Below are 24,287 nucleotides of genomic sequence, written 5' to 3' on the forward strand. Positions count from 1 at the left end.
TATACATCATGTTTGATAAACTCGTCAAATATAGTATCCATAACAAACTTGTGGTGGGTATTGCGGTGTCGCTCAGTATGTTGGCAGGCTTATTTTCGCTCAAAAGCCTACCCATAGATGCTGTGCCAGACATCACCAACAACCAAGTGGTTGTGCTTACTTTAGCTCCTACATTGGCAGCTCAAGAAGTTGAACAATACATTACTGCAACCCTAGAGATGCAGTTTGTAAACATTCAAAATTTAGAAGACATTAGATCTGTTTCAAGGCAGGGTTTGTCGGTTATTACTTTGGTATTTTCTGACGAAGTTAACATTCACTTAGCCAGACAGTTGACATCAGATCAAATCAAAATGGCGGCAGATAAAATCCCAAAACAATTCGGAACACCAGAGCTTGCCCCAATTACCACAGGTTTAGGTGAGATTTACCAGTATACTTTAGAAGTTAGCCCAGGCTTCGAGAAAAAGTTTGACCTGACCACACAAAGAACAATTCAGGATTGGATTGTAAAAAAACAATTGGCAGGAATTGACGGGGTAACCGAAATAAGCAGTTTCGGTGGATATGTAAAACAGTACGAAATTTCGATTATCCCCGAAAAATTGCTTCAAATGGGTGTTAGTCTCAAAGAAGTTTATGATGCGGTAAGTGCAAATAACACCAATACAGGAGGAAGTTACATCGAAAAATTTGACCAAACTTACTTTATTCGAGGAGAAGGAACCTCCAGTTCACTCGAGGATTTGGGTAAAATTGTGATAAAAACTTCGAATGGAGTACCCATTTTAGTTAATAACGTAGCAAAGATGCAGTTTGGACATGCCAAACGTTTTGGAGCAATGACAAAAAATGGCAATGGAGAGGCAGTAGGTGGAATTGTGCTGATGTTGAAGGGGGCCGATTCTGAAAAAACCATTAAGGAAGTTAAAGTAAGGATAGAAAAGATTAATAAGAGTCTGCCTCCCGGCTTAAAAGCGGTTCCTTTTATTGATAGAACCAAACTAATCGATAAATCAATAAAAACAGTTAGGAATAACCTTATTGAGGGTGGTCTTATAGTGGTTTTTGTATTGGTATTGTTGATGGGAAGTATTAAAGCGGGTCTCATAGTTGCGTCGGTGATTCCTATCACGATGATTATAACTTTCGGATTGATGCAGGTTTTTGGTATTTCTGCCAATTTGATGAGTCTTGGAGCCATAGATTTTGGACTCTTGGTCGATTGTTCGGTGATAGTAGTGGAGAGCGTGCTTTATAATATTCATTCTAATAAAAAATATCATGTCGATAAAATTGAGCACTCAGTTTTCAACGATTTGGTTTACAAATCTTCTACAAAAGTATTGTCGGCAGCACTTTTTGGTGGTATTATCATTTTAATAGTTTACCTACCGATTCTTTCATTGGGAGGTATAGAGGGCAAAATGTTCAATCCAATGGCCATGACCGTTAGTTTGGCTTTGGTGGTAGCCATTTTGTTGTCTTTGACCTATGTGCCAGCGGTTACATCGCTACTTTTGAGTAAAGAGGGAAACAAGGAGTTTAAACTCTCGCAGAAGATTATTGACAAAATGTTTAATTCCTATTCTCCAGTATTTCAGTATGCATTGAAGCACCACACCAAAGTATTGGCGGGAGCCATTGTTATGTTTCTGATAAGTTTGGTGATATTCATGAGAATGGGCGGTGAGTTTATTCCGACGCTCGATGAGGGAGATTTAGCTGTAGATTTTCAAACTCCACAGGGTTCTTCTCTCAACGCGACCATTGAAGCTACGACGAAAGCACAACAAGCTCTTATGGCGAAGTTTCCCGAAATACAGCAGATTGTGGGTAGGATAGGAGCATCGGAAGTTCCTACTGACCCTATGCCTCCTGAGGCTTCTGACCTTATGATTAATATGAAAGACCATTCAGAATGGACAAGTGCGAGCTCTACCCAAGAAATGGTAGAAAAAATGGCTGCGGTTTTGGAAGAAAAAGTTCCAGGAAATTCAGCAGAATTTACGCAACCCATAGAGATGCGATTCAATGAAATGATTGCCGGTTCGAAGTCTGAATTTGCCATAAAAATATTTGGTAATGATTTGGAAGTTTTAAACAAAAAAGCCAAATCTGTAGAGAAAATTCTTCAGAAAATAGAAGGAACAAGAACTGTGAAAGTAGAAAGGATAAGTGGCAGACCGCAAATAAACGTTAAATACAACAAACAGAAACTAGCTGAATTTGGACTAAATATAGATGACCTGAACTTTATTTTGAAGACCTCTTTTGCTGGCGAAACAGCGGGAGTTCTCTTTGAAAACGAAAAAAGGTTTGATGTAGTGGTAAGATTTGAAAAGCAAGCAGCCGATGATTTGGGACATATCAAAAGCCTTCAAATAAAGACGGGAACAGGTTCATTGATAAAGTTTGAAAATGTAGCAGATATAGGCTATCAAAATGCCCCTTCTCAGATTTCCAGAGAAAAATCTAATCGAAGAATCATCATTGGAGTGGATATAGCCGACCGTGACGTGGAAAGTTATGCGGAGGAAGTGGCTCAAAAGCTTGAATCAAAAGTAAGTCTTCCATCCGGATATTATTTTGAATATGGTGGCTCTTTTGAAAATCTAAAGAGAGCTAAAGAACGTTTGGTGCTGGCAGTTCCAGCTGCTATGGTACTCATTTTCTTTTTGCTTTATTTTTCTTTGGGCTCCTTCCTGCAAGCTGGTTTAGTATTTAGTGCTATTCCATTCTCAGCAATTGGAGGTGTGTTTGCTTTGTTAATAAGAGGTATGCCATTTAGTATTTCAGCTGGGGTTGGATTTATAGCATTGTTTGGTGTGGCGGTGTTAAATGGTTTGGTACTCATCAGTTATTTTAATCAATCCGAAGAAAAAGACTTGATGAAACGAATCATTGAAGGTGTTTCTGTTAGGTTTAGACCAGTAATTGTTACAGCATTTGTAGCTTCTTTAGGGTTTTTACCAATGGCTATTTCTACATCAGCAGGAGCAGAAGTACAAAAACCTTTGGCCACAGTAGTTATAGGTGGATTGATTACCTCGACCATTCTTACCTTGGTGGTTTTGCCTATTATTTATATGATTTTCATGAAAAAAGTAGAAAAGAAATGATAAAGAAAGTAATAATATTTTGTCTGTTTGTACCATCTTCTTTTGCTCAAAAGCTCGATTTGAGGCAGTTGACTAAGCTGGGGATAGAACAAAACAGAGACCTCAGTTTGGCTTTGAAACGGATAGATTTACAGAAATCTTTGGTAAATACGGCTTATGAGATGCCTAAAACAAAGGTGGATTTGCAAGTGGGAAACATTCAAACTCCATTTGTGACTGATTATACACTGGGTATTGTTCAGAACACTGAATTGCCCAAAGTATATAAAATGCGTAAAACATTTAACGAATCCCTTATGAAAATAGGAGAATCAGAATATGGGGTTCTTAAAAATGATTATCGTTTTAATGTGGCAAATTTGTATTACGAACTGTTTTATTTACAGCAGGTTACTGAAGTTTTGCAAGCAGAGAACGTAAAGCTAGCTGAAATAGAAAAAGTTTATAAAAAGCGACAAGAATTAGGCGAAACCGATGGTACCGATGCTTCTGGAATGCATTTGAGGATTTTAGAAAATGAAATGAAAATCAATCAAGTTTCTTTTAAAATAAACGAAATGCAGGGAAAACTAAAGTTACTCTTAAACTCCACAATTCTGCCAGATCTAAGTTTTAATCATGCCCAGTATAGCACAGAGGCCGATGTTTCTCAGAATGCTAGATTGGAAATGCAACGAAATGTGATTCGGAATACCGAGATTTCTACAAAAACCGAGATCAATAAATTACTTCCAAGTATCAATCTTGGGCTTATGAATCAAAGTATGCTGGGTAGTTGGCGGCAGTTTATTGGCGTAGCGGGTGTTGAAATTCCAATTTTTGTCAAGGCACAAAAGGCCAGGGTGGAATCATCCAAAATTTCCACCAAAATCCAAGAAGCCGAGCTAGAAAAGGTGAAATTTCAATTAGAAAATGAAGTGGTGGTTTTGCAAAAAAGCTTGCAATCTACCGATGCTTCTTTGTCTTTAATAAGAAACAGTCTTTTGGTAGAATCAGAAATGATGATGCAAACCACCATGAAGAAATATTTGGCAGGTCAAATAGAATATTTTGATTGGTACTTGATTTATAATCAGAATCTTAACTATAAAATGGAATTTTTGAGTTTAGAAAAATCAAAGAACTTAACCATCTCAAACATTAAATATCTTACAGGAAATGAATAAAATATTGATAAGTATAGCTTGCATGGCCTTATTGTTTTCATGCAAAACCGAAACCAAAACAGAGGAAATAACGCAGAAACCTGCTGACAATGCCATAGTTTTTAGTTCAGAGCAATTTAAAAACCTGAAAGTTGAAATTGGTGGTGTTGAAGAAAAAATAATGGATATAAATATCGAGGCCAACGGTTTGGTGGATGTGCCCCCAGATCAAATGTTCTCTGTCAATTACCCGTTGAATGGTGTGATATCTAATATTAATCACAACTTATTGCCAGGAAAGTTTATCAAAAAGGGCGAACTTTTGGCACAAATCACAAGTATGGAGTTGTTGCAAATTCAAGAAGATTTCCTGAATGAATCTACCAAAAGTGAGTTGCTTATTCAAGATTTTGAACGTCAGAAAAGCCTTATCTTAGACGACGCTACCTCTAAACGAAAACTTCAAGAAACCGAGAATGCGTTGAAGCTTAATAGGATAAAAATCAAAGGTTTAACGGAGAAATTGAAAGTGTTGGGCATTAATCCAGCAAACTTAACAAGCTCGAATATTTCGGCTAAACACGCTCTTTATGCCAGCCAAAGCGGTTATGTTAAAAGTGTCAACATAACCAACGGCAAAAGTTTTCTTAGTAACGAAACACTACTAGAGCTTATCAGCATGGAACACATGCATGTAGAACTCAAGGTTTTCGGAGATGATATGCAATTGGTAAAAGTGGGCCAAGAGGTTGATTTTAAGAGTTCTGATGGGAAAGATGTTTTGGGCAAAGTGTACTTGATAGACAAAACAGTAGATGTAGAGCAGAAATCGTTGAATCTGCATGTGCATATAGAGAATGAGACTTTTGAACAATCTCTTAGGCCGGGTCAATATATTTCTGGAAGAATAAACGTAAAAAATTCGAAAGTTATGGCTTTACCTGAATCGGCTATTTTGGCAAATTCTGACGGTTCATTTATTTTCAGAATGAAAGAAGAAAAAGCTCAGGTAAAATTTGAAAAAATAGAAGTAAAAACGGGAAGAATAGCCCATGGATTCATAGAAATTATTGAGACAGGCAATATTTCGGGCAAAATAGTAACACGTGGTGTGAATTTTGTAGAAAACGGTGCAAGTGAAGAGTGATTTTAGGAAACAAAATCACTCATTAGGCTCGATATGTATCAATACATGGCCGAGTTGAGGTATTTCTTTTCTTAATGTATCCTTAAGGTCATGAGCTATATCATGGCCTTTTTTTACGCTTATGTGTGCGTCCACCATAGCGTGGAGGTCTACGTGGTATTTCATTCCAGACTTTCTAATAAAGCATTTCTCGGTGTCAACTACTCCTTCAACAGTTTGTGAAACTTGCTTTATTTCCTCCAAAAGGTCATCATAAACATGCTCGTCCATTATTTCGCCGAGAGCAGGACGAAAAATTAGATAACAGTTGTAAAGTATGAAGCCCGAAGCAAAAAGTGCTGCCCAATCGTCGGCAGTTTCGTAGCCTTTTCCCATAAATAAGGCGATAGAAATTCCAATAAAGGCAGCTACTGAGGTTATTGCATCGCTTCTGTGGTGCCACGCATCGGCTTTAAGCGAGCTGCTATTAGTTTCTTTACTCTTTTTTAGCACCAATCGGAACGATATTTCTTTCCAAAGAATAATAGCACCAAGCACATACAGCGTCCATGACCTGGGCAATTCATGCGGAGTTTGGATGTTTATAATACTTTCATGAGCAATAATTGCGGCTGAAAAAATCAAAAAGCCAACCACCAAAAAAGTAATGAGGGGTTCTATTCTTCCGTGTCCATAGGGATGATTTTTATCCGCAGGCCTGCTTGCATATTTTAAGCCAAATAATACCAAAAGCGAACCAAAAATATCTGTTGTGGACTCTATAGCATCAGCAATTAAGGCGTAAGAATTTCCAAAAAAACCAGCCAATCCTTTAATTATAGCCAATGAGGCATTTCCGAAGATACTAAAATAGGTGGCTTTTATTGCCTTTTGTTCGTTGGTCATTGCTTACATGCAAACACTTGTACCGGCGTTTTTTTATGATTGCAAATTTAATAACATTAAGCCTGAAGAAGGGGAAATACCGAGGATTTATTTCTTTTTTAGATTGATTACAATAACGCCGTTGGCACCTCTAGAGTCATAAATGTCAGTGCTTGAAGCATCTTTTAGTACCTAAACGCTAGATATGTCATTGGGGTTTATCATTTGATATACACCCGAAAATCCACCGCTCATCACCGTATTGTCCACTACAAAAAGCAGCTCACTACCTAAAACGAGCGAAAAAGTGTTTACACTCCTTATCGAAATTTGGGTACCAAATCCGTCGCCCTTAAGAGACACCAAGCCACTCTCCTAAGCTAATTATCAAGGGTTATATTATTGTCCAAATCTTTGACTTGGTCTGCTGCTCCAGTCTACCATTTGGTGTTTTGACTACTATTTCCCATCGCTAATTACCTTTTTCTCTTTGTTTACATAAGTTTTACCAATTTATTGATCGAGAGTATTTACTCATCCTAAAAGTGAAGAAAGGAATAAGATTTGGACTGAAATCTTCATCATGGTTTTGTATTTTCGTCCAAGGCAATAAAATGTTTCAAAATTGGGTGACCTTGTATAGTAATATATCAATTGTCCCAACTTCTTGACTCAAATTGAAATCTTTCATTCCAATACATTAAATGCTAAAAAATAAATCATATTTTTACTTTTATTAAATAATATATCATTCTAATGGTTAGTAACAAAATTATTTCCTCATTAAAAAATACCGCCTTATTTGTTTTTACTATTTCAGTAATGTATTCGTGTGGCAGTGGAGGAGAGTCAAGCTATAGTTTAACAAAGAAAGACCCCGAAAAGAAAGAGGATTTTAGCGATAAAGATACATACAGTGCTGAAAGTGAGGCTGATGTAATGGCATGGGTAAAGGAGAAGCCAGCATATATCGGTGGTAAAAAAGAAATGTATAATTTTATAAAGAACAATTTGGTGATTCCCGAAGAAGCAAAGAAAGCGAAAGTATCAGGAATGGTTTTTGTTAGATTTATTGTTGAGAAAGACGGAAAAATCACCAATCCAAAAATTATAAAAGGGCTTGGGCATGGCTGTGAAGAGGCGGCAAAAAAAGTAATAATGGATATGCCTGATTGGAAACCGGGAATGCATGAAGGAAAACCAGCCAGGGTTTATCACAGCTTGCCTATCGCATTTTCAAACAAGTAATTTTAATTCACGCCATAACCGCCAACATATCTAAGATTTTTTCTCCTAGATGTGGCGACGACCCTTCAAATTTTATTAAGCCTTTTGCTGCATCGGGTTTTATGCCTTTTGTGAAGATTCTCCAGGCTAGGTCTTTCGGTATCAAAGTTTTACAGATGGGTTTTTGAGTTTCTTCTTTTGATAAAATCCATTCTTTATTTTGATAAACTAAGAACCAAGACCCGAAATGTTCTATATTAAACTCTAAAACATCGCCATTTTCTGCTTGAGTATTTCTGTAATGATGTGGTAAAGCCCGCATCGAAGTCTCCAAATAAGGTTGATAAAGTTCAAAGTTATACAATGACTCAGTGTCCCCAATTGCCAATCGGATTTGTTGTTGGTGATGCCATTTTTCTGTGTATTCTCTTGCTATATGAAACCAGTTTTTAGATTCATTTTCTCCTGCCCAAGCTACGGAGAACTTACTTGTATCTTCTGGGTTTAAACTTTTCAAAAAAGAGATATATTCTTTTCCACTACTTTCAAGCAGATCTATCAGCACTTTAGGACTCAGACGAATCATCGAGTCTACCCAAGTCTCATTTAATTTGTTTAAGTAGGCCAACAAATCTGCGTAAGAGTCAATATTTTCAGATTTTTCGCCAAAATATCCATCCCTTAGCATAGATAATGCCCTCAGATTTCCGTCCAATAAATGTGCAGCTATATCTTTAACTCGCCATTTTGGTGCAAGGGTGGGCAAATCCCAATCACTTTCTTTTAGTGATTTTAGAACATCAATAAGTAAGCCATCTAATCGAGCAAACAATTCTATGGTTTCTATTTTAGGAAGGTTTGAAGACATATTTTTCTAAAACAAATCATTCAAAATTACTTATTTCGACAATAAATTTACCTAAGAACCATAGGTTTCTAAAAGCTTTGTTTGCCTTTCAATGGCCGTTTTAAATTCACCCTTCATTTGGCTAATAAGCTCATTTATAGGCAGAACGTCATGGATTGTTGCCACACCCTGACCGGCTGACCAAAGCGTTTTCCAAGCCTTTGTTTCGGCTTGTGCTGCATCTAATTCTTTCCCAAAATCTATTTTGGCTTTATTATCCCACAGCTCTTTGGTTATTCCGTTGTTTTCAAGGCTTTTTTGCATAAAATTGGCACTTACACCAGAAATAGCCGCAGTGTAAACGATATCACTTGCTCCACTTTTTACAATCATTTCCTTATAGTCATCTGAGGCATTGGCTTCTGCGGTATTTATAAATCTTGTACCCATATATGCCAAGTCAGCACCCATTTGCATCGCCGAAGCCACATCTTGGCCATTGCTAAGACATCCAGACAACAGTATCGTTTTTTTATAAAAACTTCTAATTTCGGTAATAAAAGGAACAGGATTTAGCGTGCCAGCATGTCCGCCTGCACCAGCCGAAACCAAAATTAAACCATCCACACCAGCTTCTGCGGCTTTTTCTGCATGGCGTTTTTTTATGACATCATGAAATACCAACCCTCCATAAGAATGTACTGCATCTACCACTTGAGAAACAGCTCCAAGTGAGGTTATAATTAGTGGTATTTTGTGTTTTACAACTATTTGCATATCAGCCATCACTCTTGGATTGGTTTGATGAACGATAATGTTCACACCAAAAGGTGCAGCTTTTTTGCCAGTTTCTTTCTCGAATTTTTCAAGTTCAGTTTTTATTTCTATTACCCATTCTTCAAAACCCTCGGTTGTGCGTTGATTCAAAGCTGGGAATGTTCCGACGATTCCATTTTTGCAACATTCTATTACCAATTTGGGATTAGAAATCAAGAACATTGGAGCCACTACTACGGGCAAGGAAAGGTTTTTAAAAGGGTTCATTTTTTAGTTTTTATTTATGTTGATATTATTTTTTAGGCAAAAGGCAAAGGGCATTAAGTTTGATTTTTTTAATCACCAATTAACTTTTCGGTCTCATCAAGCCTTCTTGTACCACGCTGGCTACCAAAATACCTTCTTTATTGAAAATATTTCCCCTGGTAAAACCTCTGGCATTGGAAGCACTTGGACTATCCATGGCATATAGTAGCCAATCGTCAATTTTAAAATCTCTATGAAACCACATACCATGATCCAGACTAGCCATGAATAAGTCTTTGTTGGGTAATGGGCCTTTGGTATGCGGTAAGGTGGCCGTTGTAAGCAAGTTATAATCAGACACATAAGTGAGCAATCGCTGATGGATGTTCAAATCTCCTTCAAAACTTTCATTGGCCTTAAACCAAAAATTACGAAAGGGCAATTTTGTTTTGAAATCAAGCAAGTTAATTTGCTCGACCATCCTAAACTCAAAGGGACGCTCTTGTATAACCTGGAAAATATGATCTGGAACAAAAAGCTTGAATTTCTTTACCGTATCCATGTCTGAGGGAAGATTCTCAGGCCCTGCCACTTTGGGCATATCTATCTGATGATCGTACCCGTTTTGTTTTTTTTGAAAAGAAATGGACATAAAAAAAATAGCAATCCCATTTTGCTTGGCCACAACTCGGCGAGTGCTAAAACTCCCTCCATCTCGAATTTTTTCTACTTCAAAAACAATAGGAATGTTGATATCACCCGCTAAGAGAAAATAAGCATGCATGGAGTGTGCCACACGTTCAGGATCAACAGTTTGCTGAGTAGCACTTAGCGACTGAGCTAAAACCTGTCCGCCAAAAACTCTTTTCCAGGGTGCGAGATAGTTTTGACCTAAAAAAACTGATTCGCTCAACTTTTCAAGTTTCAACAAATCAATTAATTCATGTATATTATTCATTTATGGTTTCTTGTTTGAAGAATACAATTTTAGGCTTTTTTTAAGAAAAATGCTAAGATTGCCTCGAATATTTCAAACCATGACGGCTTAATTAACACCAGAAAATCTAGGGTTAACGATACTGTTGTTTACCGAGCCGAAAGTATAATTTAAGCCAAAAGAAGTCAGATAGGAGAATGTTGTGGCCAATTGACGACCTCCAAGAAGTACGTCAGCTGTATCGCCACTTTGTTTTGCAAGCGAAATCTGATTGTTTATCTGGGAGCCATTTCCATAAAACCTCAAGGATAATCCTTGTGCAACTCGCAGGGATAGGTCTATTTCAAGGCTGAGGCGATATCTTTCAAGGTTGTTAAGGTATTGATAACCACTTAATTCGGCACTAAAATTTCCCCAGTTTTCAGTGAAACCCAAAATGCCTGTCAATTGTTGATAAGGGAGAGTTTCTTCAATTTTGTCGAAAATGGTGAGTTCAATGTAATCGAAATCTCTTACCCCAGCCTGATAAATCCATCTAAGTTGTTTTCTGTTGAAGTCTTGAACAGGAAAAACCGAATATTCTAATGCAGGGGCGACGCTTTTTGAGAATTTAATGTTTTGATAGACGGAATGATAGCCTTTTACAAACCCCCCGAGTGACCAATGGTTGTTAAAAGCGGCCACAAATAGTGAATTGAATCCATAGTCGTCTACTTTAACAGAGGTCGTTATGGAGTCAACAGTTACGGTATTGGTCCTTTGATTATAATAAGAATAGAAACTGAATTTGGACTTATCAGTAGTTCTTCCACCTCTGAAGTTTCCATCAAAAGATACGTTAGATCTGTTACTTTCACCGCTAAAGCGGCCATTACCTCCAACTCCAAAAATCCAATTATTCCATTTGTCTTTCTTTGGCTCAGTTTTTTGTCCAGGAGTTTTGTTAAAACTCACCTTTACCATGTCTGCTGTTTCTATGTTTTTGAGATATCCAAGCAAACCCAAACTTACCGAGTTGAGAAGTTTTTTGCGGAGCATATCGTCTGTGGCATCCTGCCTTGAAGCAAATCTTACGGTATCAATCTGGGTTCTAAAAGTATTTTGGCCTTCAAAGAATATCTGGTAATTGGCTCCTCCAGATGCATTTGAATTGACAGTAATCATAACCAATACATCTGCTGCAGCTTGGTCTCTCACAAAATTGAACATTTGCAGCTCTGTTTTTAGGTAGTCTACATAACATTTAGCTTTTTGGCAGTTTAAAAAAACATTGAGAGTCGAGTTCTGTCCGAATGATAAAAACGGCAAAATTATCAACAGTATCAGTATGTTGATTTTCCTAAGCATGTTTATTGGGTTTTATAAATGAGTACAAATTTAATGGAAAATCATATACAATTATATAAGTAAATAAATAAGAAAAGCTCTCCGAAAATCAGAGAGCTTTAATCTAACCCCTAAAATAAACCACTATAATATATTCAAGAATATAAATTCTTTGAACCTATATGCACAACGCTTTTTGTGTCGATTTTGTTGCTATTTCAACAAAATAATTTCATTAACAATCATTAACAACGGCCTTATCTAAACCTTTGAAATGGTTTTTACTCTAATATACAAATTTAGGAAACTAACAAAATATTTGAGATTATGAAAAAGACAATGGCTTTAATCGGGGTTTTGAGCTTGGTAGCAGTAGGTGCTTTTGCTCAATATGGAAGAGGATATGATGATAATACCTACTCGTCACGTGGCCGGAACTATGAAGAAAGATTCGACAAAAAAGGTGGATTTGAAGACAAGTGGGGATATGATCGAGACTACAATGTGGTGCGTGGAAACAAAGCCATGATGATAGATTCATATCAAAGACAAGCCAAAATGCGAATAAATGATGGTATACGTAAGGGGTTGATTACAAGGTCAGAAGCCAGTAAATTGATGAGGTATTATGACAACATTGAAAGAAAAGAGAATCGTTTTATGAGAAATGGCCGTATATCAAGAATCGAAGCTAGAGAGCTGGATAATGACCTAGACAACCTTAACAGAATGATTAGCAGAGAGAAACGTGATTTTGAGAGAAATAGAAATAGCAGAAGATTTTAGTGGAGTAATAGTTTTTTCAAATAGAATGGGCGGCTTTTTTTAGTCGACCCATTTTTTTTGTTTTATTTTTCCATCAAAATAGAAGAACTTAGGTGCGTTAAAACATCTTTTATCTCGAAATGTCTCCATTCTCCAACGCCTAGGTCTTCGAGCCTCAAATTACCGATTCTGGTTCTTTTTAAACTGATTACTTCATAACCCAGCTTATAACACATTCTCCTAATTTGGCGATTTAAACCTTGAATCAAAGTTATCTTAAAGCAATTTTCATTTATTAATTCTAATTGGCAAGGAAGGGTAGTTTTGCCCATTATTTTTACACCGATGGCCATGTTATCTAAAAAAGAACGGTCAATTGTTTTGTCAACCTTTACGATATATTCTTTCTCAGTTTTGTGCTCATTTCGCAATATTTTATCATAAATCCGACCATCGTCAGTTAATATGAGCAAACCTTCAGAAGCCTTGTCTAACCTTCCAACTGGAAAGAGCCCTTCAAAAGGTAGAATGCTTATTAAATTGTCAGAAATTTCACTGTTTAATGTAGTTTCTATTCCTCTCGGCTTGTTAAAAGCCAAATACTTGAAGTTTTTTGAAAGTTGCAAAATTTCATTTTCATATCGTATTTCAAATTCAGGCTCTATTAAAATATTAGCAGATGTGGATTTGCCATTAACGGTTATTTTCCTTTCAAAAAGCAATTTTTGAGCCTCACTGTTTGATATTTGAAGCTTTTTTACAAGAAAATATTGAAGCTTATTCCTAAAACTCAAAGTTTTTTTTCTACAAATATACCATTTGAAATCAAAAAAATAGAAGATTTTTTGTTTCACTTTTTCTGAAACAAATGCAATTATTTCACTTTTTCTGAAATAACTACCATTATTTCATTATTTTTGAAACAAATAATATAGAAAATGGAGACAAAAGACGATAAGAACTATTGGATAATTATGGCTGATATAATACAAAGTAGTGATTATGAGGGATTTGTATTGCAAGATAAATTTAAGGAGGCCGTAAAATATGTAAATGAAAAATTTAAAAAAAAACTGAGTTCTCCACTTACAATTACACTAGGAGATGAGTTTCAAGGAGTATCTAATAGTTTGAAAAACAGTATATTAGTTATTTTGTGTTTCGAGGAATTTATCATTAAAAACAATGCAAATTTCGCATTAAGATATGTTATAAACTATGGCAAAATAGATACACCCATAAACGCAGAAATAGCTTACGGAATGCTCGGAGAAGGTCTTAGTAATGCTCGAAGAATGCTTGAAAGCCTAAAAAAGACTGATTATAGATTTGAAATAGAAACGAAAAGCAAATCAAAAAGTAAGGCTTTAAACGATGCATTTTGGGTTATGCAAAACATTCAAACAAAATGGAATTCTAAAGAGGATAAGGACTTGGCTGCCATGTTTATTCAATATCATGATTACAAGATAATTGCAACAAAAACTGGGGTTACGAGGTCACAAATATGGAAAAAAGAGAAAAGTCTAAATATTTCTTCTTATTTTGCCATAAAAAATGTAATCACATACCTTTCATAAAAATGATCTTCGCAGCACTTTTGGTCTCTGAAATTGTATTAGCGTTCTTGTTTTCAGTTATTTCACAATTGTTTTATAAAAAAGTCGGATTGGACTTCAAATCTATTGTCAAGGGAATGTTTGAACGCATCTTTTTAGTAGTTTCTTTATATTTCGATTATCCACATGCACTTACCTTTTTTAGTGCTGTAAAACTAGCCACAAGGCTAAAACACACCGAGAAGAAGGAAGATGACCAGAACAAATTCAACGATTTTTATCTTTTTGGAAACTTTATTTCTGTATCATGGCCATTGTTTATGTGGAGTTTTTGAAGAGATTTCTTTAAATATTACACCAAATTATTCACCAAAGCCTTTGAAATAGCCTCTGTTGCAGAATTTACGTGTAATTTTTTATAAATGTTCTTCAAATGGAAATTTACAGTTGGGAAGCTTACTCCTAAGTCGGCAGCAATCATTTTGTAGCTTAGTCCTTTCACCAAAAGTTCTAAGACGTTCTTTTCTCCCGTGGTTAACTCCACAAAATCAGTCACTTTGGTATTTTGATTTTGAAACATCGTAAGAACTTTTCTGGCGATGGAAGGTGTCATGGGTGACCCACCTTGATAGGTGTCAATAATGGCATTTATGTATTTTTCTGGAGTCGAGTCTTTTAAGATATAACCGCTTGCTCCTGAACATATTGCTGCAAAAATCTTTTCATTGTCTTCAAAAACAGTTTGCATACATATTTGTATATGTGGATATTGCCTTTTTACAAGCTGCACAGCTTCTATGCCTGATATTCCTGGCATTTGAATATCCATCAGAATTACCTCAGGTTTATCCTTTCTTGTATTTTCGATAATTTCCTTGGCATTCGGGTAAGCATTCACTAATAGTAAATCAGAGCTGCTTCTGACAGTTTCTATCAATAGCTCCCTTATTTCACTTTGGTCTTCATAAATATTTACTCTTATCATGGTTAGATTTTTTACAAAGTTCTATGATTCTTATTTGAGTTTATACTACTAATTTTAGTAGTTAGAGAGTTTTAAAATTATTTCAGTGCCTCCATTTGTTTTTATTTCTAAAGTACCATTTACTTTTTTTGCTCTAGCCTTCATGTTAGAAATACCATTACTCACATCCATCATGGAGGGCTCTATACCCTTGCCATTGTCTTTTAGACAGAGCACTTTGCCATCAATAGTTTTCTTAATTTCAAACGTAATTGTGTCGGCCTCGGAGTATTTAGCGGCGTTATTCATGGCTTCCTTAAAAATCAGGAATACATCCCGCCGATAGGCAGGAATTATGCTTTTTGAGCCAAAACCTTCGGCTATCAATGCCCTGAATTCAATGTTTTTTGTTTCAAAAATGTCTTTTCCAAAATTCACAATTCGTTCTAGCCATTCTTCTTCCGAATCGTTTTTAGGATTAAGTTCATATACCGCCTCTCTAACTTTTCCTAGGATTTCTCTTGACTTTTGAGAAATCCTTTCAAAGCGTTCCTGAAGCTCGGCATTTGGAGAATTTAGCTTTCTTTTGCTTAGCTCAGCATACATGGTGAGGCTACTTAATGATGCCGCTAGATCGTCATGTAAATTTCCTGAAATCTGATTTCTAAGCATTTGCTGCCTTTCTTTTTCTAACAGGTTTTGTCTGAATTTATATCCCAAAGCCACAGAAAATAAAATGATTTCAAGCATGGAGCCTGCCATTATAATTTTTTCTTGATAAAATGGCTCAATAAGGGCAAGGTTTTGAAGTCCTACTATAAGTGTGGCAATAACAAGAAAAAAAGTGGCCAGTCCGTAATAATAAATAATGACCCGTTTTTTAAGAATATAATCTACAGTAATCAACATAAATATGGCAGAAAACAAAACCCCTTGGCCGATGGCTAGGTAATTGAACCAATATTTAAAATAAAAGAAAGATATGGTTGTAATAATTAAACTTCCCAAAATGAGTAAGTTTTTAATGCTCTGCCAATGTGTTTTATAATTTTTTGAGAGATCCAAAAAGGAGTCTGTAAACTGGATTAAAAAAATATTTGAAGTAAACAAGAAAACGAAATAGGCGATTTCGTTGAACCAACTGTTGGACCAAACATATTGAAAGCCAAAACCATAAAGGCTCAGTTGAAAAGCCCCAAAGAGTAAAATATAAATGGAATAATAGATATAAACTACCTCTTTAATAGTAATCCACAAGAAAATATTGTAAAGTGAAATGAGGATAATAAAACCCAAATAAATGCCCCAAATAAGTTTGTTGGTACTGAGTTGTTCCAGTAATTCATTCTCTTCCCAAAACATAATTGGGAATTTCAAATCGCGTGTGCCGCTAGCTTTAATAAAAATTTCATAGTCTTGATTTTCAATCATATCTAGCTTGAAAATAGGATTTGGAGACCTAACCTCATACTTTTTTATTGGTATTTTATCGCCTGATTTTTTGTATAATATCAGTTGATTACGCTCGAAAAGCCAAACTTCCATTTTGGATAATCTCGAATTTTCAACTTCCAAAAACCAAGTTTTATTGGTCTTGTTTTTAAAAGTGAACCTTGTCCAGACTTGGTCAGGTGTATAGCTGAAATTGGGGATTTTGCCCTTAAAGTTTTCAAATTTTGAATCGAATGCGGAGTTGTTGGGTAGGGGTTTTGAAAATAGCTGTTCTTTATCCAAAAAATATGAAATTTGATTCGGCCTCAGTCGGCTCATTTCGTCAGTAAGTACATTGGTGTTTTTTTTGCCAACTATGCTAATTTCTTTCGGATTGAAATGATTGAGGCCGTTTACACCTCCAAAAAACATTTTTCCAGTTGTGGTATCCTTAAATGAGCAATACCCATTAAACTCAAACCCCTGAAGCCCGTCATTCATGCTAAAAGAATGGATTTCATTCGTCAGAGGGTCTAGCTTCACAATTCCTTTATTTGTACTTAACCAAAGCTGTTTTTCGTCGTCAATTTCTATACTGTATATAAATTCATTGGGCAAACCGTTATCTCTTTTTATCCATTTCGTTTTGCCAGTTTGAAGGTTATATTCCAAAAGCCCATTTGAAGTACCTATCCAAACTTTGTCCTCTAATCTTAACAATGAAGTTGGGATGCCCGCATTGATTAAGTTTTTTACGGTAAATGTTTTAAAGTTATCTTCTGATTGTGCTTCAAATAAGCCTTCATTATATACCCCAATCAATACTTTGGTGTTTGAGATAAATTTTATTAAAGAAATTCGACGGTCGGCTAATAAATTGCTGATGGTAGTTTTTTTTGTTTTTTTGTTTAGCCTAAAAATTCCATTTTCAGTACCTATCCATAGCTCGTCTTTGAATTCTTCTAATACGCGTACAAACTTATTGGCCATTTTGTTTTCTGGCCCAGCTACTTCTTTGAATCTTTTGTGGTCAAAATAAGCAAGACCCTCGGATGTTCCAAGCCAAATGGTACCTGATCGGTCTTTGTGAATATATCGAATGGTATTCGAGGGAATGGTTTTAGAATTTAAATTGTAAAAGCCATCAATTATACTGAAATTGTTGGCATTGACCCTCCACACGCCCGACTGTTGCGTACCAAGCCAAAGTGTATTTTTGTCTTTTAATACGCTCCTTATGGAGAAGTTTTGCATACTTTCTGGCAGTTTTCCCTCTAGATTTAGTTTGTATGTTCCGAAATTGCCTGGTAAAATCTGGATTTTGTCAACCCCATAAGGGTCTGTATTGACCCAAATAATCCCATCATTGTCTACATAAACGTGGCTGATTTCGTCATTGTGAAGTTTTGAGTTTGAAAAGCTTCCTTTATTTGATAATTGTTCAAAAGCCTCGTTTTGGGTATCGAAAAACAACAAGCCATTTTTTTCTGTTCCTACCCACAGATTTCCGTCTTTATCTGTGGAAAGGTCAAATACCACTCCCATAGGTTTTTTTTGATCGAAAAACGTCCATTTCTTTATGGCTAATGTCTTGGTATTGAATCTTATAAACCCATCGAAAGTGCCTATCCAAATGTTGTCTTTTTGGATATGAATTTTAACGATTTCTTCATTTTTTCCCGCTAGGTTGTTTTTGTTTTTTGAAAAGAAATAAGCTATTTTTTTCGATTTAAGGTTGTATTTCATCAAACCCTGTTCGCCATGAATCCAAATATTCTGGCCAGAATCGTTTTGAGTGGTGTTTATGTTACTAAAATAATTGGTTTTGAAACTTTTCTCTAAAACCAGTATTTGTTGTCTTTTGGTGGAGAAATTATAGTTTATTAATCCCACTCCGCCCAACCAAAGCTTTAGTTCATTACCTGCTACGGTTATCGGAAAGACCTCATTTTTAGTGATTTTTCCATTCTGATCTCTAAAATATACTTTTCTAAACCGTTCCGTTTCGCTATCAAATATATTTAAAGAGTTTTCGGTGCCTACCAATAAGACATTGGCTTTATAACCTATGATTTTTTTTATGTCAATGCCATCTATACTGAAAGGGTCTTTTTTTGAAGGCCTGTAAACTTTCATGCTTTTGCCATTCCAAAAATTCAATCCATCCATTGTACCAAACCACATGTTTCCATTGGAGTCTTTATACATAGAATAAACCGAGCCCTGAGACAAACCGTTTTCAGCTCCTAAATGCTCAATCCTATATTTAAGTTTTTGGCCAAAAGTGGGAAGTGAAAGAATTACTAAAATAAACAGACTTATAGTTTTCATTAGTTGGTTTATTTCGGAAAGGTTCTGCCACTTTGGCAGAAACAAGGCGAATGGTTTAATTATTGATAACAAATCTAAGAAATTTTAATGTAGAAGTATGAAAAAGGATAAGCAAGAAGTGGAAGAAATTAAATCAAACGACGAAGTAATAGAAAACAGCCAGGCAGAAGAACAAGTAGAAACAACTTCAGAGCCTATATCAGAAACTCAAAAACTAGAAGCCGAAGTAGCTGAAGCCAAAGATAAATACATTAGATTATACTCGGAGTTTGAAAATTTTAGAAGAAGAACTGCTAAAGAAAAGATAGATACCATCATGAATGCCACAGAAGGTCTCATGAAAGAGCTTATTCCGGTAATGGATGATTTTGAAAGGGCTCAAAAATCAATGGAAACCAGCGAGGATTTAAAGGCCATTAAAGAAGGTATAGACTTGATTTTCCATAAATTCCAGAAGACATTGGCCAGCAAAGGTCTAAAACCAATGGAATCTAAAGATCAAACTTTTGACGTGGAATTGCACGAATGCATAACACAGTTTGCAGCTGGAGATGACAAAAAGGGTACTGTAATTGATGAAATAGAAAAAGGCTATTATCTCAATGACAAGGTAATCAGATACGCTAAAGTAGTGGTTGGTAGCTGATTAACTAGTAATTGGTTATTGGGTAATTGGTTATTCGTTAATTAGGTTTGAGGAATCTTATTGCAAGCATTTGAAAATATTCATTAGCTAATTAAAAATACGCAAACTATAAATCTGTTCTCAAAAAAATATAGAAATTAAAAGTTAGCTGAAATTTCAGATTGAAAAAATCTTAAAAGCTAGCAGAATAGAGCTAAAAATATGGCAAAAAAAGATTATTATGATTTACTTGGTGTTGACAAAAACGTCAGTGCTGATGAACTAAAAAAGGCTTACAGAAAACTCGCTATAAAATATCACCCTGATAAAAATCCAGGTGATAAAGAGGCTGAGGAGAAGTTTAAGGAAATAGCTGAAGCTTATGGCGTTTTGTCAGATACTGACAAAAAGGCAAGATATGACAGGTTTGGTCATGAAGGTGTTGGCGGTGCCAGTGGCTTTGGTGGGCAAGGTGGAGTGAACATGGAAGATATTTTCAGCCAATTTGGAGACATTTTTGGTGACGGCAGTCCATTCGGAAGTTTCTTTGGAGGTGGTGGACGCTCTGGAGGCAGTAGAAAAGCTGTAAGGAAAGGTTCGGATTTGAGAATAAAACTTAAACTCAACGTTGAAGAAATAGCCAATGGCGTAGAGAAAAAAATTAAAGTTAAGCGTTACGTTTCTTGTAAAGTTTGTACTGGAAACGGCTCAAAGCACGGTACTTCACTACAAACTTGTGGTACTTGCCAAGGCTCGGGTCAGATAAGACGTGTTCAGCAAACCATGTTGGGTCAAATGGTAACTACCAACACTTGCCACACTTGTAATGGCGAAGGCAAAGTGGTCTTGGATAGATGTGAGGCTTGTTTTGGAGAAGGTAGAGTGCTGGAAGAGGACATGATTTCAATCAAAATTCCAGCAGGAGTAGCAGAAGGTATGCAGCTTTCAATGTCGGGCAAGGGCAATGTGCCAGCTAGGGGTGGAGTAGCTGGAGATTTGTTGATACAAATAGAAGAAGAAGAACATCCTCAACTCAAAAGAGATGGTAACAACATCATTTATGATCTTCCGTTGAATTTTGTTGATGCTGTTTTGGGCAAAGAAGTGGAGATTCCTGTTGTAGGCGGACGTGTGAAAATCCAAATAAAACCTGGAACTCAGGCCGGTGAAGTTTTGAGACTCAAAGGCAAGGGTTTTAAAGATATCAACGGCTATGGTACTGGTGATCAGCTGATTTACGTAAATATTTACACGCCAAAAGTTGTGAGTTCAGAGGAGAAAGTTCTTCTTGAAAAGCTTAGAGACTCACCGAATTTTCAACCAAAAGCGAGCGGAGAAGGCAAGAGTATTTTTGATAAAATGAAAGATTTCTTTAAATAAGATTTTTTTTTATTCATAAAAAAGGCTTTGATTATCAACAATCAAAGCCTTTTTATTTTTAGTATTTCAAAAAGCCTACCACCTTTCCCAAGGATATTTCTTCTTAGTTTTCTTTGAGCCTTTTGGGGTTAAAATCGCATCTGGTGCCGACTCTCCTTTCTTTTTGTCCCAAAAGAAATGAATCCTTGGGGGCACCAAATATCTTCCAGAATACACACCAGCCACCACATCGTCGTGTTGATGTTCCATTCTTACATGGCAAGTATTCATTGGACAACGAGGTGCCCAACATGAGCTCATTGCCAACAAAATAAATATTACTAATAAATTTTTCATAGAGGTACTACTATTCTAATTCCTGCTGTTTTACTAAAAAACAAGCCTTTTGTGCCTGGCTGCCGTAATGTTTTATTGCTTAAAAATCCAAAGTGTAAAGGAATGATTTCCAATTCATCTGGGTCGGTTGTCTCATCCATACTTGTATATTTTCCCATTCCTAAGCCCGCATAGGCATCCAAAAACAAATGCTTATGCAAATGAATATGCTTACCAAATTTGAAATGAATGGTTTGAGCTTTTTCGGTGTAAGGCACAAGATCAAATTTAGCATAGGATGGAAGTTGAACTCCACCTATGCCAGTGGCCATTTCTACCGTTCTATCATACTTGCCTTGAACATATTCTACAGAATAGTATCTTCCAAAGGGTTTTTTGTCTAATCCTGCAAATGGAAACCAGTCTGAAAAATACATTTTTAACTCACCACGGAATTCGGTATTGATGTTTTCTACCTGATTTTTCCTTACATATTTGTTTAAGTTCTGTGAGCCCTTCCCCTTGCCATAGTCAAAACTAAAACTGAACTTACCAAATGGAGGAGCCAATTCAGCACCATATTGTATCGTGTTGTTATAACCTAACAGAGAAGTGGGGTTAAAACGCAATAAAAGAAACGGGACATGGGTAAACTGTACAGGTTTTTTATTGAAAAGTGGCTTGGTCTCGATATTATATAGCTGAGCCATCGCATTGATAAACAATAGATTGAAAGCCAATATTTTTAAAAAAGTCTTCATCAAATCTCGTTTATTTTTTCCAATTTATTATTTGAGCCGTAGCTCAACTGAACCATACCTTTGAAGGTTTTTACCAATATTCTATTCAGACTTGGTACAACTCTAATGAATTCTCCAGTGGAAACCGAAAATTCAGTTATTTTTGATAATTCAGAGCCGTTTTTTATTTCATATACAGTCAAAAGCCCACCTGCATCCAGCATGAAAATCTTTCTATTCATCACTTTTAAGTCGATTATCGATTCGGAAAGATATTGGTTGAGATATACAAGTTCTGTAAATTTATTTATTTTAAAAAGAGAATATTTTGTTGCTAAACCAGGTTGGCACGCTGTTTTTCCTTGTGATACCACTACAAAGCTATCCAAAAGTGCGATTTGGTCACAAATGCTAAAAGCATAGTTTTTTAATTGAACAGTTTTATTCGTTTTTGTAAAATATGCTTTTAGTCCAGTTTTGTTAAGTAGTAAAAGAGAATCGGAACTTCCGGCAATTCGTTCAATATCTAAGGAATCTGCCGTGAATTTGCTCAAATTTAGATTGGAAACAAAGCTATTGTTTAGGAAGTGCATTTCATTTTTTTTCAAAAACACGTTCTGATTGTTGGTTGTCTCATTGAAAAAGTTCTGTTCAGTATTGCTTCCCAAAATACGTAAGGAGCCAATTTCTTCTACTTTGGAGCAAGATACTAAGGCGAAAAAAGCTAATATTATCAAATATCTCATTTTAACGGTAGCAATTTAGTTTTTTATCAATTACTTTTTTCTCCCATTCTACCACAAAATCTACTGAATCAGGACATTCGAAATAAATATTGCGTTCGGTTGGATAATTTGGAAATGTAAACAAACTAGCTTTTCTATTTACCAATCCAAAATTAGCTTTATTGGCTACAAAAGTGTCTGTTATTTGGGAAGAGTTTCCTATTAAGTTCAAGCCAGATATTTTAAATGAAATTAGGTCATTGCCGTTGTCGCAAATGATGAATCCATCTTTTACTGTGAACTTTCTCAATGCTGGAATATTTATAAACAGTAGCGGGTCCGGTTTGGCATCTTTAGGATTTTTAAAAATATGCAATCCTCTTGCATAATCTGCTACATATAAGTATTTTTCGTCAACATACATGTCTGAGATTTGTTCAATTGGAAGTGGTTTTTCAACTCTAAAGTTGCTCAAGTCCGATTCACTGAGTGAAGTCTTTATGAAATAGCCCTCGCTTGCGTAGCTCGGGTCGTTTTCTTGAAAGCTTTCAAACTTTTGGCAAGAAGTGAACCCGACAAAAAGAATGAAAAGCAAGAGTATTTTATGCATCAAGGCTTATGTTTGATTTATAGAATAATAATTCAATAAACGTTCCAAACTTGAAGCTTGGTATAAAAAAGAAAAAAATCCTATCAGAATTTAGTTCTAACAGGATTTTTCTAAATGTAGGCTCAATTTGACATCTATAATCAGCCAAGAATTTTTTAATGATTAAAATCCCTCAACAACGAAACTTTTAACTCTTTAATCTGAGACATTGAGCGGAGCCGAAATGTCCCAGCTCGGTTACTGAGCGAAGCCGAACTGAGCCGAATTTCTGTTACTGAGTGGAGTTGAAGTACTATTTTTTATTACCGTAAGCATAATAATACTTCATGGCTTTATCCATATTTTTTTCCAATTCAGCAATCCTCGTTTCATCTGCTGGGTGAGTTGAAAGCAATTTTGGTGGTTTTTGAGAATTTTTGCCTGCTTCAGCCATTCTTTGCCAAAAAGCCACAGCTTCTTTTGGTTGATACCCAGCCATGGCCATAAAAATCAAACCAATTTTGTCAGCCTCAGATTCTTGTTTTCTGCTGTTTGGAAGAACGCCTCCAAGGGTGGTCCCAACTCCTAAAACCTGACCCGCAATTTCCATAACTCTCTGGTCTCCAGTATAAATTCCTGCTGCAGCTGCCCCTACTTGAGTAAGACCTTGTGCTACCATTGCTCTGCTCATTCGTTCCCTACCGTGTTCGGCTATGGCGTGTGCTACTTCATGCCCCATTACTACCGCTATGCCGTCCTCTGATTTGCAAATGGGTAGTATTCCAGTATAGAAAACCACTTTTCCACCAGGCATACACCAAGCGTTTAATTCTTTACTTTCTACTGTTCTAAACTCCCAATTGTAGCCATCCAACATGTATCCAAGGTTTTGCTGAATAAGGTAGTCCTCGGCAGCTTTTTTTATTCTTTCTCCAACCCTTTCTACCATTTTAGCGTCGGATTTGTTAGACGGAACTTGTTTGACTGTATCCAAAAAACCTTTGTATTGTTGAAAACTCATGGCCATCATTTGATCGCCAGAGACTAAGCCCACCATTTGTTTTCTACCTGTCAACGGTACTCGTTGACAAGCCCAGACAAAGGATATCAGCACTACAAAACCAATAATTATTCTATACTTTTTGTTCATTTTTTAAGGATTTTACTGTTTGAAAGATAATAACGCTAAATTAATTGATACATTTAGTTGCTTAGACTTATTTTT

At 36.0% G+C, this 24,287-nt stretch carries 23 protein-coding genes; 9 read left to right on the top strand and 14 right to left on the bottom strand.

Going from position 1 to position 24,287, the window contains the following annotated elements:
- Positions 1-8 precede the first annotated feature (8 nt).
- The 3 genes from EGI26_RS16475 to EGI26_RS16485 are packed head-to-tail and all read left to right on the top strand — an operon-like array spanning position 9 to position 5,414.
- Positions 9-3,122, top strand: coding sequence for an efflux RND transporter permease subunit (locus EGI26_RS16475; RefSeq protein ID WP_255080141.1), 3,114 nt, complete (start codon positions 9-11; stop codon positions 3,120-3,122).
- Complete coding sequence (locus EGI26_RS16480) at positions 3,119-4,288, top strand: TolC family protein (RefSeq protein WP_255080142.1); 1,170 nt, start codon at positions 3,119-3,121, stop codon at positions 4,286-4,288. Before EGI26_RS16475 ends, EGI26_RS16480 begins: the two co-directional genes overlap by 4 nt.
- Positions 4,281-5,414: an efflux RND transporter periplasmic adaptor subunit gene (locus EGI26_RS16485; RefSeq protein WP_255080143.1), complete on the top strand. Its 1,134-nt coding sequence runs from the start codon at positions 4,281-4,283 to the stop codon at positions 5,412-5,414. Before EGI26_RS16480 ends, EGI26_RS16485 begins: the two co-directional genes overlap by 8 nt.
- A 15-nt stretch (positions 5,415-5,429) precedes the next feature.
- On the opposite strand, the gene EGI26_RS16490 is transcribed toward EGI26_RS16485, so the two are convergent.
- Together EGI26_RS16490 and EGI26_RS16495 are read right to left on the bottom strand one after the other, a co-directional pair.
- Positions 5,430-6,299 carry a cation diffusion facilitator family transporter gene (locus tag EGI26_RS16490; RefSeq protein WP_255080145.1) on the bottom strand — a complete coding sequence of 290 codons (870 nt, stop codon included), beginning with the start codon at positions 6,297-6,299 and terminating at the stop codon, positions 5,430-5,432.
- Positions 6,300-6,470: 171 nt separating this feature from the next.
- Positions 6,471-6,641, bottom strand: a complete 171-nt coding sequence (locus tag EGI26_RS16495) for a hypothetical protein (RefSeq protein ID WP_255080146.1) — start codon at positions 6,639-6,641, stop codon at positions 6,471-6,473.
- 393 nt (positions 6,642-7,034) lie between these two features.
- On the opposite strand from EGI26_RS16495, the gene EGI26_RS16500 reads away from it, so the two are divergent.
- Entirely contained in the window at positions 7,035-7,526 is a 492-nt protein-coding gene (locus EGI26_RS16500) for an energy transducer TonB (RefSeq protein WP_255080147.1), read from the top strand.
- A 7-nt stretch (positions 7,527-7,533) separates the two neighbouring features.
- Here EGI26_RS16500 and EGI26_RS16505 read toward each other — a convergent pair whose 3' ends face one another.
- The 4 genes from EGI26_RS16505 to EGI26_RS16520 all read right to left on the bottom strand — a co-directional run bounded on the left by EGI26_RS16505 (position 7,534) and on the right by EGI26_RS16520 (position 11,659).
- A complete protein-coding gene (locus EGI26_RS16505; protein ID WP_255080148.1) occupies positions 7,534-8,373 on the bottom strand; it encodes a maleylpyruvate isomerase N-terminal domain-containing protein in 840 nt (279 codons plus the stop codon).
- 51 nt (positions 8,374-8,424) lie between these two features.
- Entirely contained in the window at positions 8,425-9,396 is a 972-nt protein-coding gene (locus tag EGI26_RS16510) for a nitronate monooxygenase family protein (RefSeq protein WP_255080149.1), read from the bottom strand.
- A 79-nt stretch (positions 9,397-9,475) separates the two neighbouring features.
- Positions 9,476-10,333, bottom strand: a complete 858-nt coding sequence (locus EGI26_RS16515) for an acyl-CoA thioesterase II (protein WP_255080150.1) — start codon at positions 10,331-10,333, stop codon at positions 9,476-9,478.
- Between the two features lie 87 nt (positions 10,334-10,420).
- The gene (locus tag EGI26_RS16520; RefSeq protein WP_255080151.1) at positions 10,421-11,659 is read right to left on the bottom strand and encodes a DUF481 domain-containing protein; all 1,239 of its coding nucleotides are present in this window, start codon (positions 11,657-11,659) and stop codon (positions 10,421-10,423) included.
- 306 nt (positions 11,660-11,965) lie between these two features.
- On the opposite strand from EGI26_RS16520, the gene EGI26_RS16525 reads away from it, so the two are divergent.
- Entirely contained in the window at positions 11,966-12,424 is a 459-nt protein-coding gene (locus EGI26_RS16525; protein ID WP_255080152.1) for a hypothetical protein, read from the top strand.
- A gap of 62 nt (positions 12,425-12,486) precedes the next feature.
- Here the strand turns inward: EGI26_RS16525 and EGI26_RS16530 are convergent, their stop codons facing one another.
- Entirely contained in the window at positions 12,487-13,197 is a 711-nt protein-coding gene (locus EGI26_RS16530) for a pseudouridine synthase (RefSeq protein WP_255080153.1), read from the bottom strand.
- A 144-nt stretch (positions 13,198-13,341) separates the two neighbouring features.
- Here EGI26_RS16530 and EGI26_RS16535 point away from each other — a divergent pair, with 144 nt between their 5' ends.
- Together EGI26_RS16535 and EGI26_RS16540 are read left to right on the top strand one after the other, a co-directional pair.
- On the top strand, positions 13,342-13,983 hold the full coding sequence (locus EGI26_RS16535; RefSeq protein WP_255080154.1) for a SatD family protein: 642 nt from the start codon (positions 13,342-13,344) through the stop codon (positions 13,981-13,983).
- 2 nt (positions 13,984-13,985) lie between these two features.
- A complete protein-coding gene (locus tag EGI26_RS16540; protein ID WP_255080155.1) occupies positions 13,986-14,297 on the top strand; it encodes a hypothetical protein in 312 nt (103 codons plus the stop codon).
- A 17-nt stretch (positions 14,298-14,314) separates the two neighbouring features.
- Here the strand turns inward: EGI26_RS16540 and EGI26_RS16545 are convergent, their stop codons facing one another.
- The gene (locus EGI26_RS16545) at positions 14,315-14,947 is read right to left on the bottom strand and encodes a response regulator transcription factor (RefSeq protein WP_255080156.1); all 633 of its coding nucleotides are present in this window, start codon (positions 14,945-14,947) and stop codon (positions 14,315-14,317) included.
- Positions 14,948-15,001: 54 nt separating this feature from the next.
- Positions 15,002-18,688, bottom strand: coding sequence for a 7TM diverse intracellular signaling domain-containing protein (locus tag EGI26_RS16550; RefSeq protein WP_255080157.1), 3,687 nt, complete (start codon positions 18,686-18,688; stop codon positions 15,002-15,004).
- 97 nt (positions 18,689-18,785) lie between these two features.
- Here EGI26_RS16550 and EGI26_RS16555 point away from each other — a divergent pair, with 97 nt between their 5' ends.
- Positions 18,786-19,334: a nucleotide exchange factor GrpE gene (locus tag EGI26_RS16555; protein ID WP_255080158.1), complete on the top strand. Its 549-nt coding sequence runs from the start codon at positions 18,786-18,788 to the stop codon at positions 19,332-19,334.
- A 201-nt stretch (positions 19,335-19,535) separates the two neighbouring features.
- Complete coding sequence (gene dnaJ, locus EGI26_RS16560; RefSeq protein ID WP_255080159.1) at positions 19,536-20,693, top strand: molecular chaperone DnaJ; 1,158 nt, start codon at positions 19,536-19,538, stop codon at positions 20,691-20,693.
- A gap of 75 nt (positions 20,694-20,768) precedes the next feature.
- Here dnaJ and EGI26_RS16565 read toward each other — a convergent pair whose 3' ends face one another.
- The 5 genes from EGI26_RS16565 to EGI26_RS16585 form a co-directional block, all read right to left on the bottom strand.
- A complete protein-coding gene (locus EGI26_RS16565) occupies positions 20,769-21,029 on the bottom strand; it encodes a hypothetical protein (protein WP_255080160.1) in 261 nt (86 codons plus the stop codon).
- Positions 21,026-21,769 carry a hypothetical protein gene (locus EGI26_RS16570; RefSeq protein ID WP_255080161.1) on the bottom strand — a complete coding sequence of 248 codons (744 nt, stop codon included), beginning with the start codon at positions 21,767-21,769 and terminating at the stop codon, positions 21,026-21,028. Before EGI26_RS16570 ends, EGI26_RS16565 begins: the two co-directional genes overlap by 4 nt.
- Entirely contained in the window at positions 21,769-22,494 is a 726-nt protein-coding gene (locus tag EGI26_RS16575; protein ID WP_255080163.1) for a hypothetical protein, read from the bottom strand. Before EGI26_RS16575 ends, EGI26_RS16570 begins: the two co-directional genes overlap by 1 nt.
- Before the next feature lies 1 nt (position 22,495).
- Positions 22,496-23,083, bottom strand: a complete 588-nt coding sequence (locus tag EGI26_RS16580) for a hypothetical protein (protein WP_255080164.1) — start codon at positions 23,081-23,083, stop codon at positions 22,496-22,498.
- A 292-nt stretch (positions 23,084-23,375) separates the two neighbouring features.
- Complete coding sequence (locus EGI26_RS16585; protein WP_255080165.1) at positions 23,376-24,212, bottom strand: M48 family metallopeptidase; 837 nt, start codon at positions 24,210-24,212, stop codon at positions 23,376-23,378.
- Positions 24,213-24,287 lie beyond the last annotated feature (75 nt).

Origin of the sequence: Lacihabitans sp. CCS-44 (genome assembly GCF_024343735.1) — a bacterium.
Classification (GTDB): domain Bacteria; phylum Bacteroidota; class Bacteroidia; order Cytophagales; family Spirosomataceae; genus Leadbetterella.

Bases quoted from the DNA above. Each gene is read 5' to 3' on its own strand.
- EGI26_RS16475 (WP_255080141.1), top strand. From the start codon at position 9: ATGTTTGATAAACTCGTCAAATATAGTATCCATAACAAACTTGTGGTG.
- EGI26_RS16480 (WP_255080142.1), top strand. From the start codon at position 3,119: ATGATAAAGAAAGTAATAATATTTTGTCTGTTTGTACCATCTTCTTTT.
- EGI26_RS16485 (WP_255080143.1), top strand. From the start codon at position 4,281: ATGAATAAAATATTGATAAGTATAGCTTGCATGGCCTTATTGTTTTCA.
- EGI26_RS16490 (WP_255080145.1), bottom strand. From the start codon at position 6,299: ATGACCAACGAACAAAAGGCAATAAAAGCCACCTATTTTAGTATCTTC.
- EGI26_RS16500 (WP_255080147.1), top strand. From the start codon at position 7,035: ATGGTTAGTAACAAAATTATTTCCTCATTAAAAAATACCGCCTTATTT.
- EGI26_RS16505 (WP_255080148.1), bottom strand. From the start codon at position 8,373: ATGTCTTCAAACCTTCCTAAAATAGAAACCATAGAATTGTTTGCTCGA.
- EGI26_RS16510 (WP_255080149.1), bottom strand. From the start codon at position 9,396: ATGAACCCTTTTAAAAACCTTTCCTTGCCCGTAGTAGTGGCTCCAATG.
- EGI26_RS16515 (WP_255080150.1), bottom strand. From the start codon at position 10,333: ATGAATAATATACATGAATTAATTGATTTGTTGAAACTTGAAAAGTTG.
- EGI26_RS16520 (WP_255080151.1), bottom strand. From the start codon at position 11,659: ATGCTTAGGAAAATCAACATACTGATACTGTTGATAATTTTGCCGTTT.
- EGI26_RS16525 (WP_255080152.1), top strand. From the start codon at position 11,966: ATGAAAAAGACAATGGCTTTAATCGGGGTTTTGAGCTTGGTAGCAGTA.
- EGI26_RS16535 (WP_255080154.1), top strand. From the start codon at position 13,342: ATGGAGACAAAAGACGATAAGAACTATTGGATAATTATGGCTGATATA.
- EGI26_RS16540 (WP_255080155.1), top strand. From the start codon at position 13,986: ATGATCTTCGCAGCACTTTTGGTCTCTGAAATTGTATTAGCGTTCTTG.
- EGI26_RS16545 (WP_255080156.1), bottom strand. From the start codon at position 14,947: ATGATAAGAGTAAATATTTATGAAGACCAAAGTGAAATAAGGGAGCTA.
- EGI26_RS16550 (WP_255080157.1), bottom strand. From the start codon at position 18,688: ATGAAAACTATAAGTCTGTTTATTTTAGTAATTCTTTCACTTCCCACT.
- EGI26_RS16555 (WP_255080158.1), top strand. From the start codon at position 18,786: ATGAAAAAGGATAAGCAAGAAGTGGAAGAAATTAAATCAAACGACGAA.
- dnaJ (WP_255080159.1), top strand. From the start codon at position 19,536: ATGGCAAAAAAAGATTATTATGATTTACTTGGTGTTGACAAAAACGTC.
- EGI26_RS16565 (WP_255080160.1), bottom strand. From the start codon at position 21,029: ATGAAAAATTTATTAGTAATATTTATTTTGTTGGCAATGAGCTCATGT.
- EGI26_RS16570 (WP_255080161.1), bottom strand. From the start codon at position 21,769: ATGAAGACTTTTTTAAAAATATTGGCTTTCAATCTATTGTTTATCAAT.
- EGI26_RS16575 (WP_255080163.1), bottom strand. From the start codon at position 22,494: ATGAGATATTTGATAATATTAGCTTTTTTCGCCTTAGTATCTTGCTCC.
- EGI26_RS16580 (WP_255080164.1), bottom strand. From the start codon at position 23,083: ATGCATAAAATACTCTTGCTTTTCATTCTTTTTGTCGGGTTCACTTCT.
- EGI26_RS16585 (WP_255080165.1), bottom strand. From the start codon at position 24,212: ATGAACAAAAAGTATAGAATAATTATTGGTTTTGTAGTGCTGATATCC.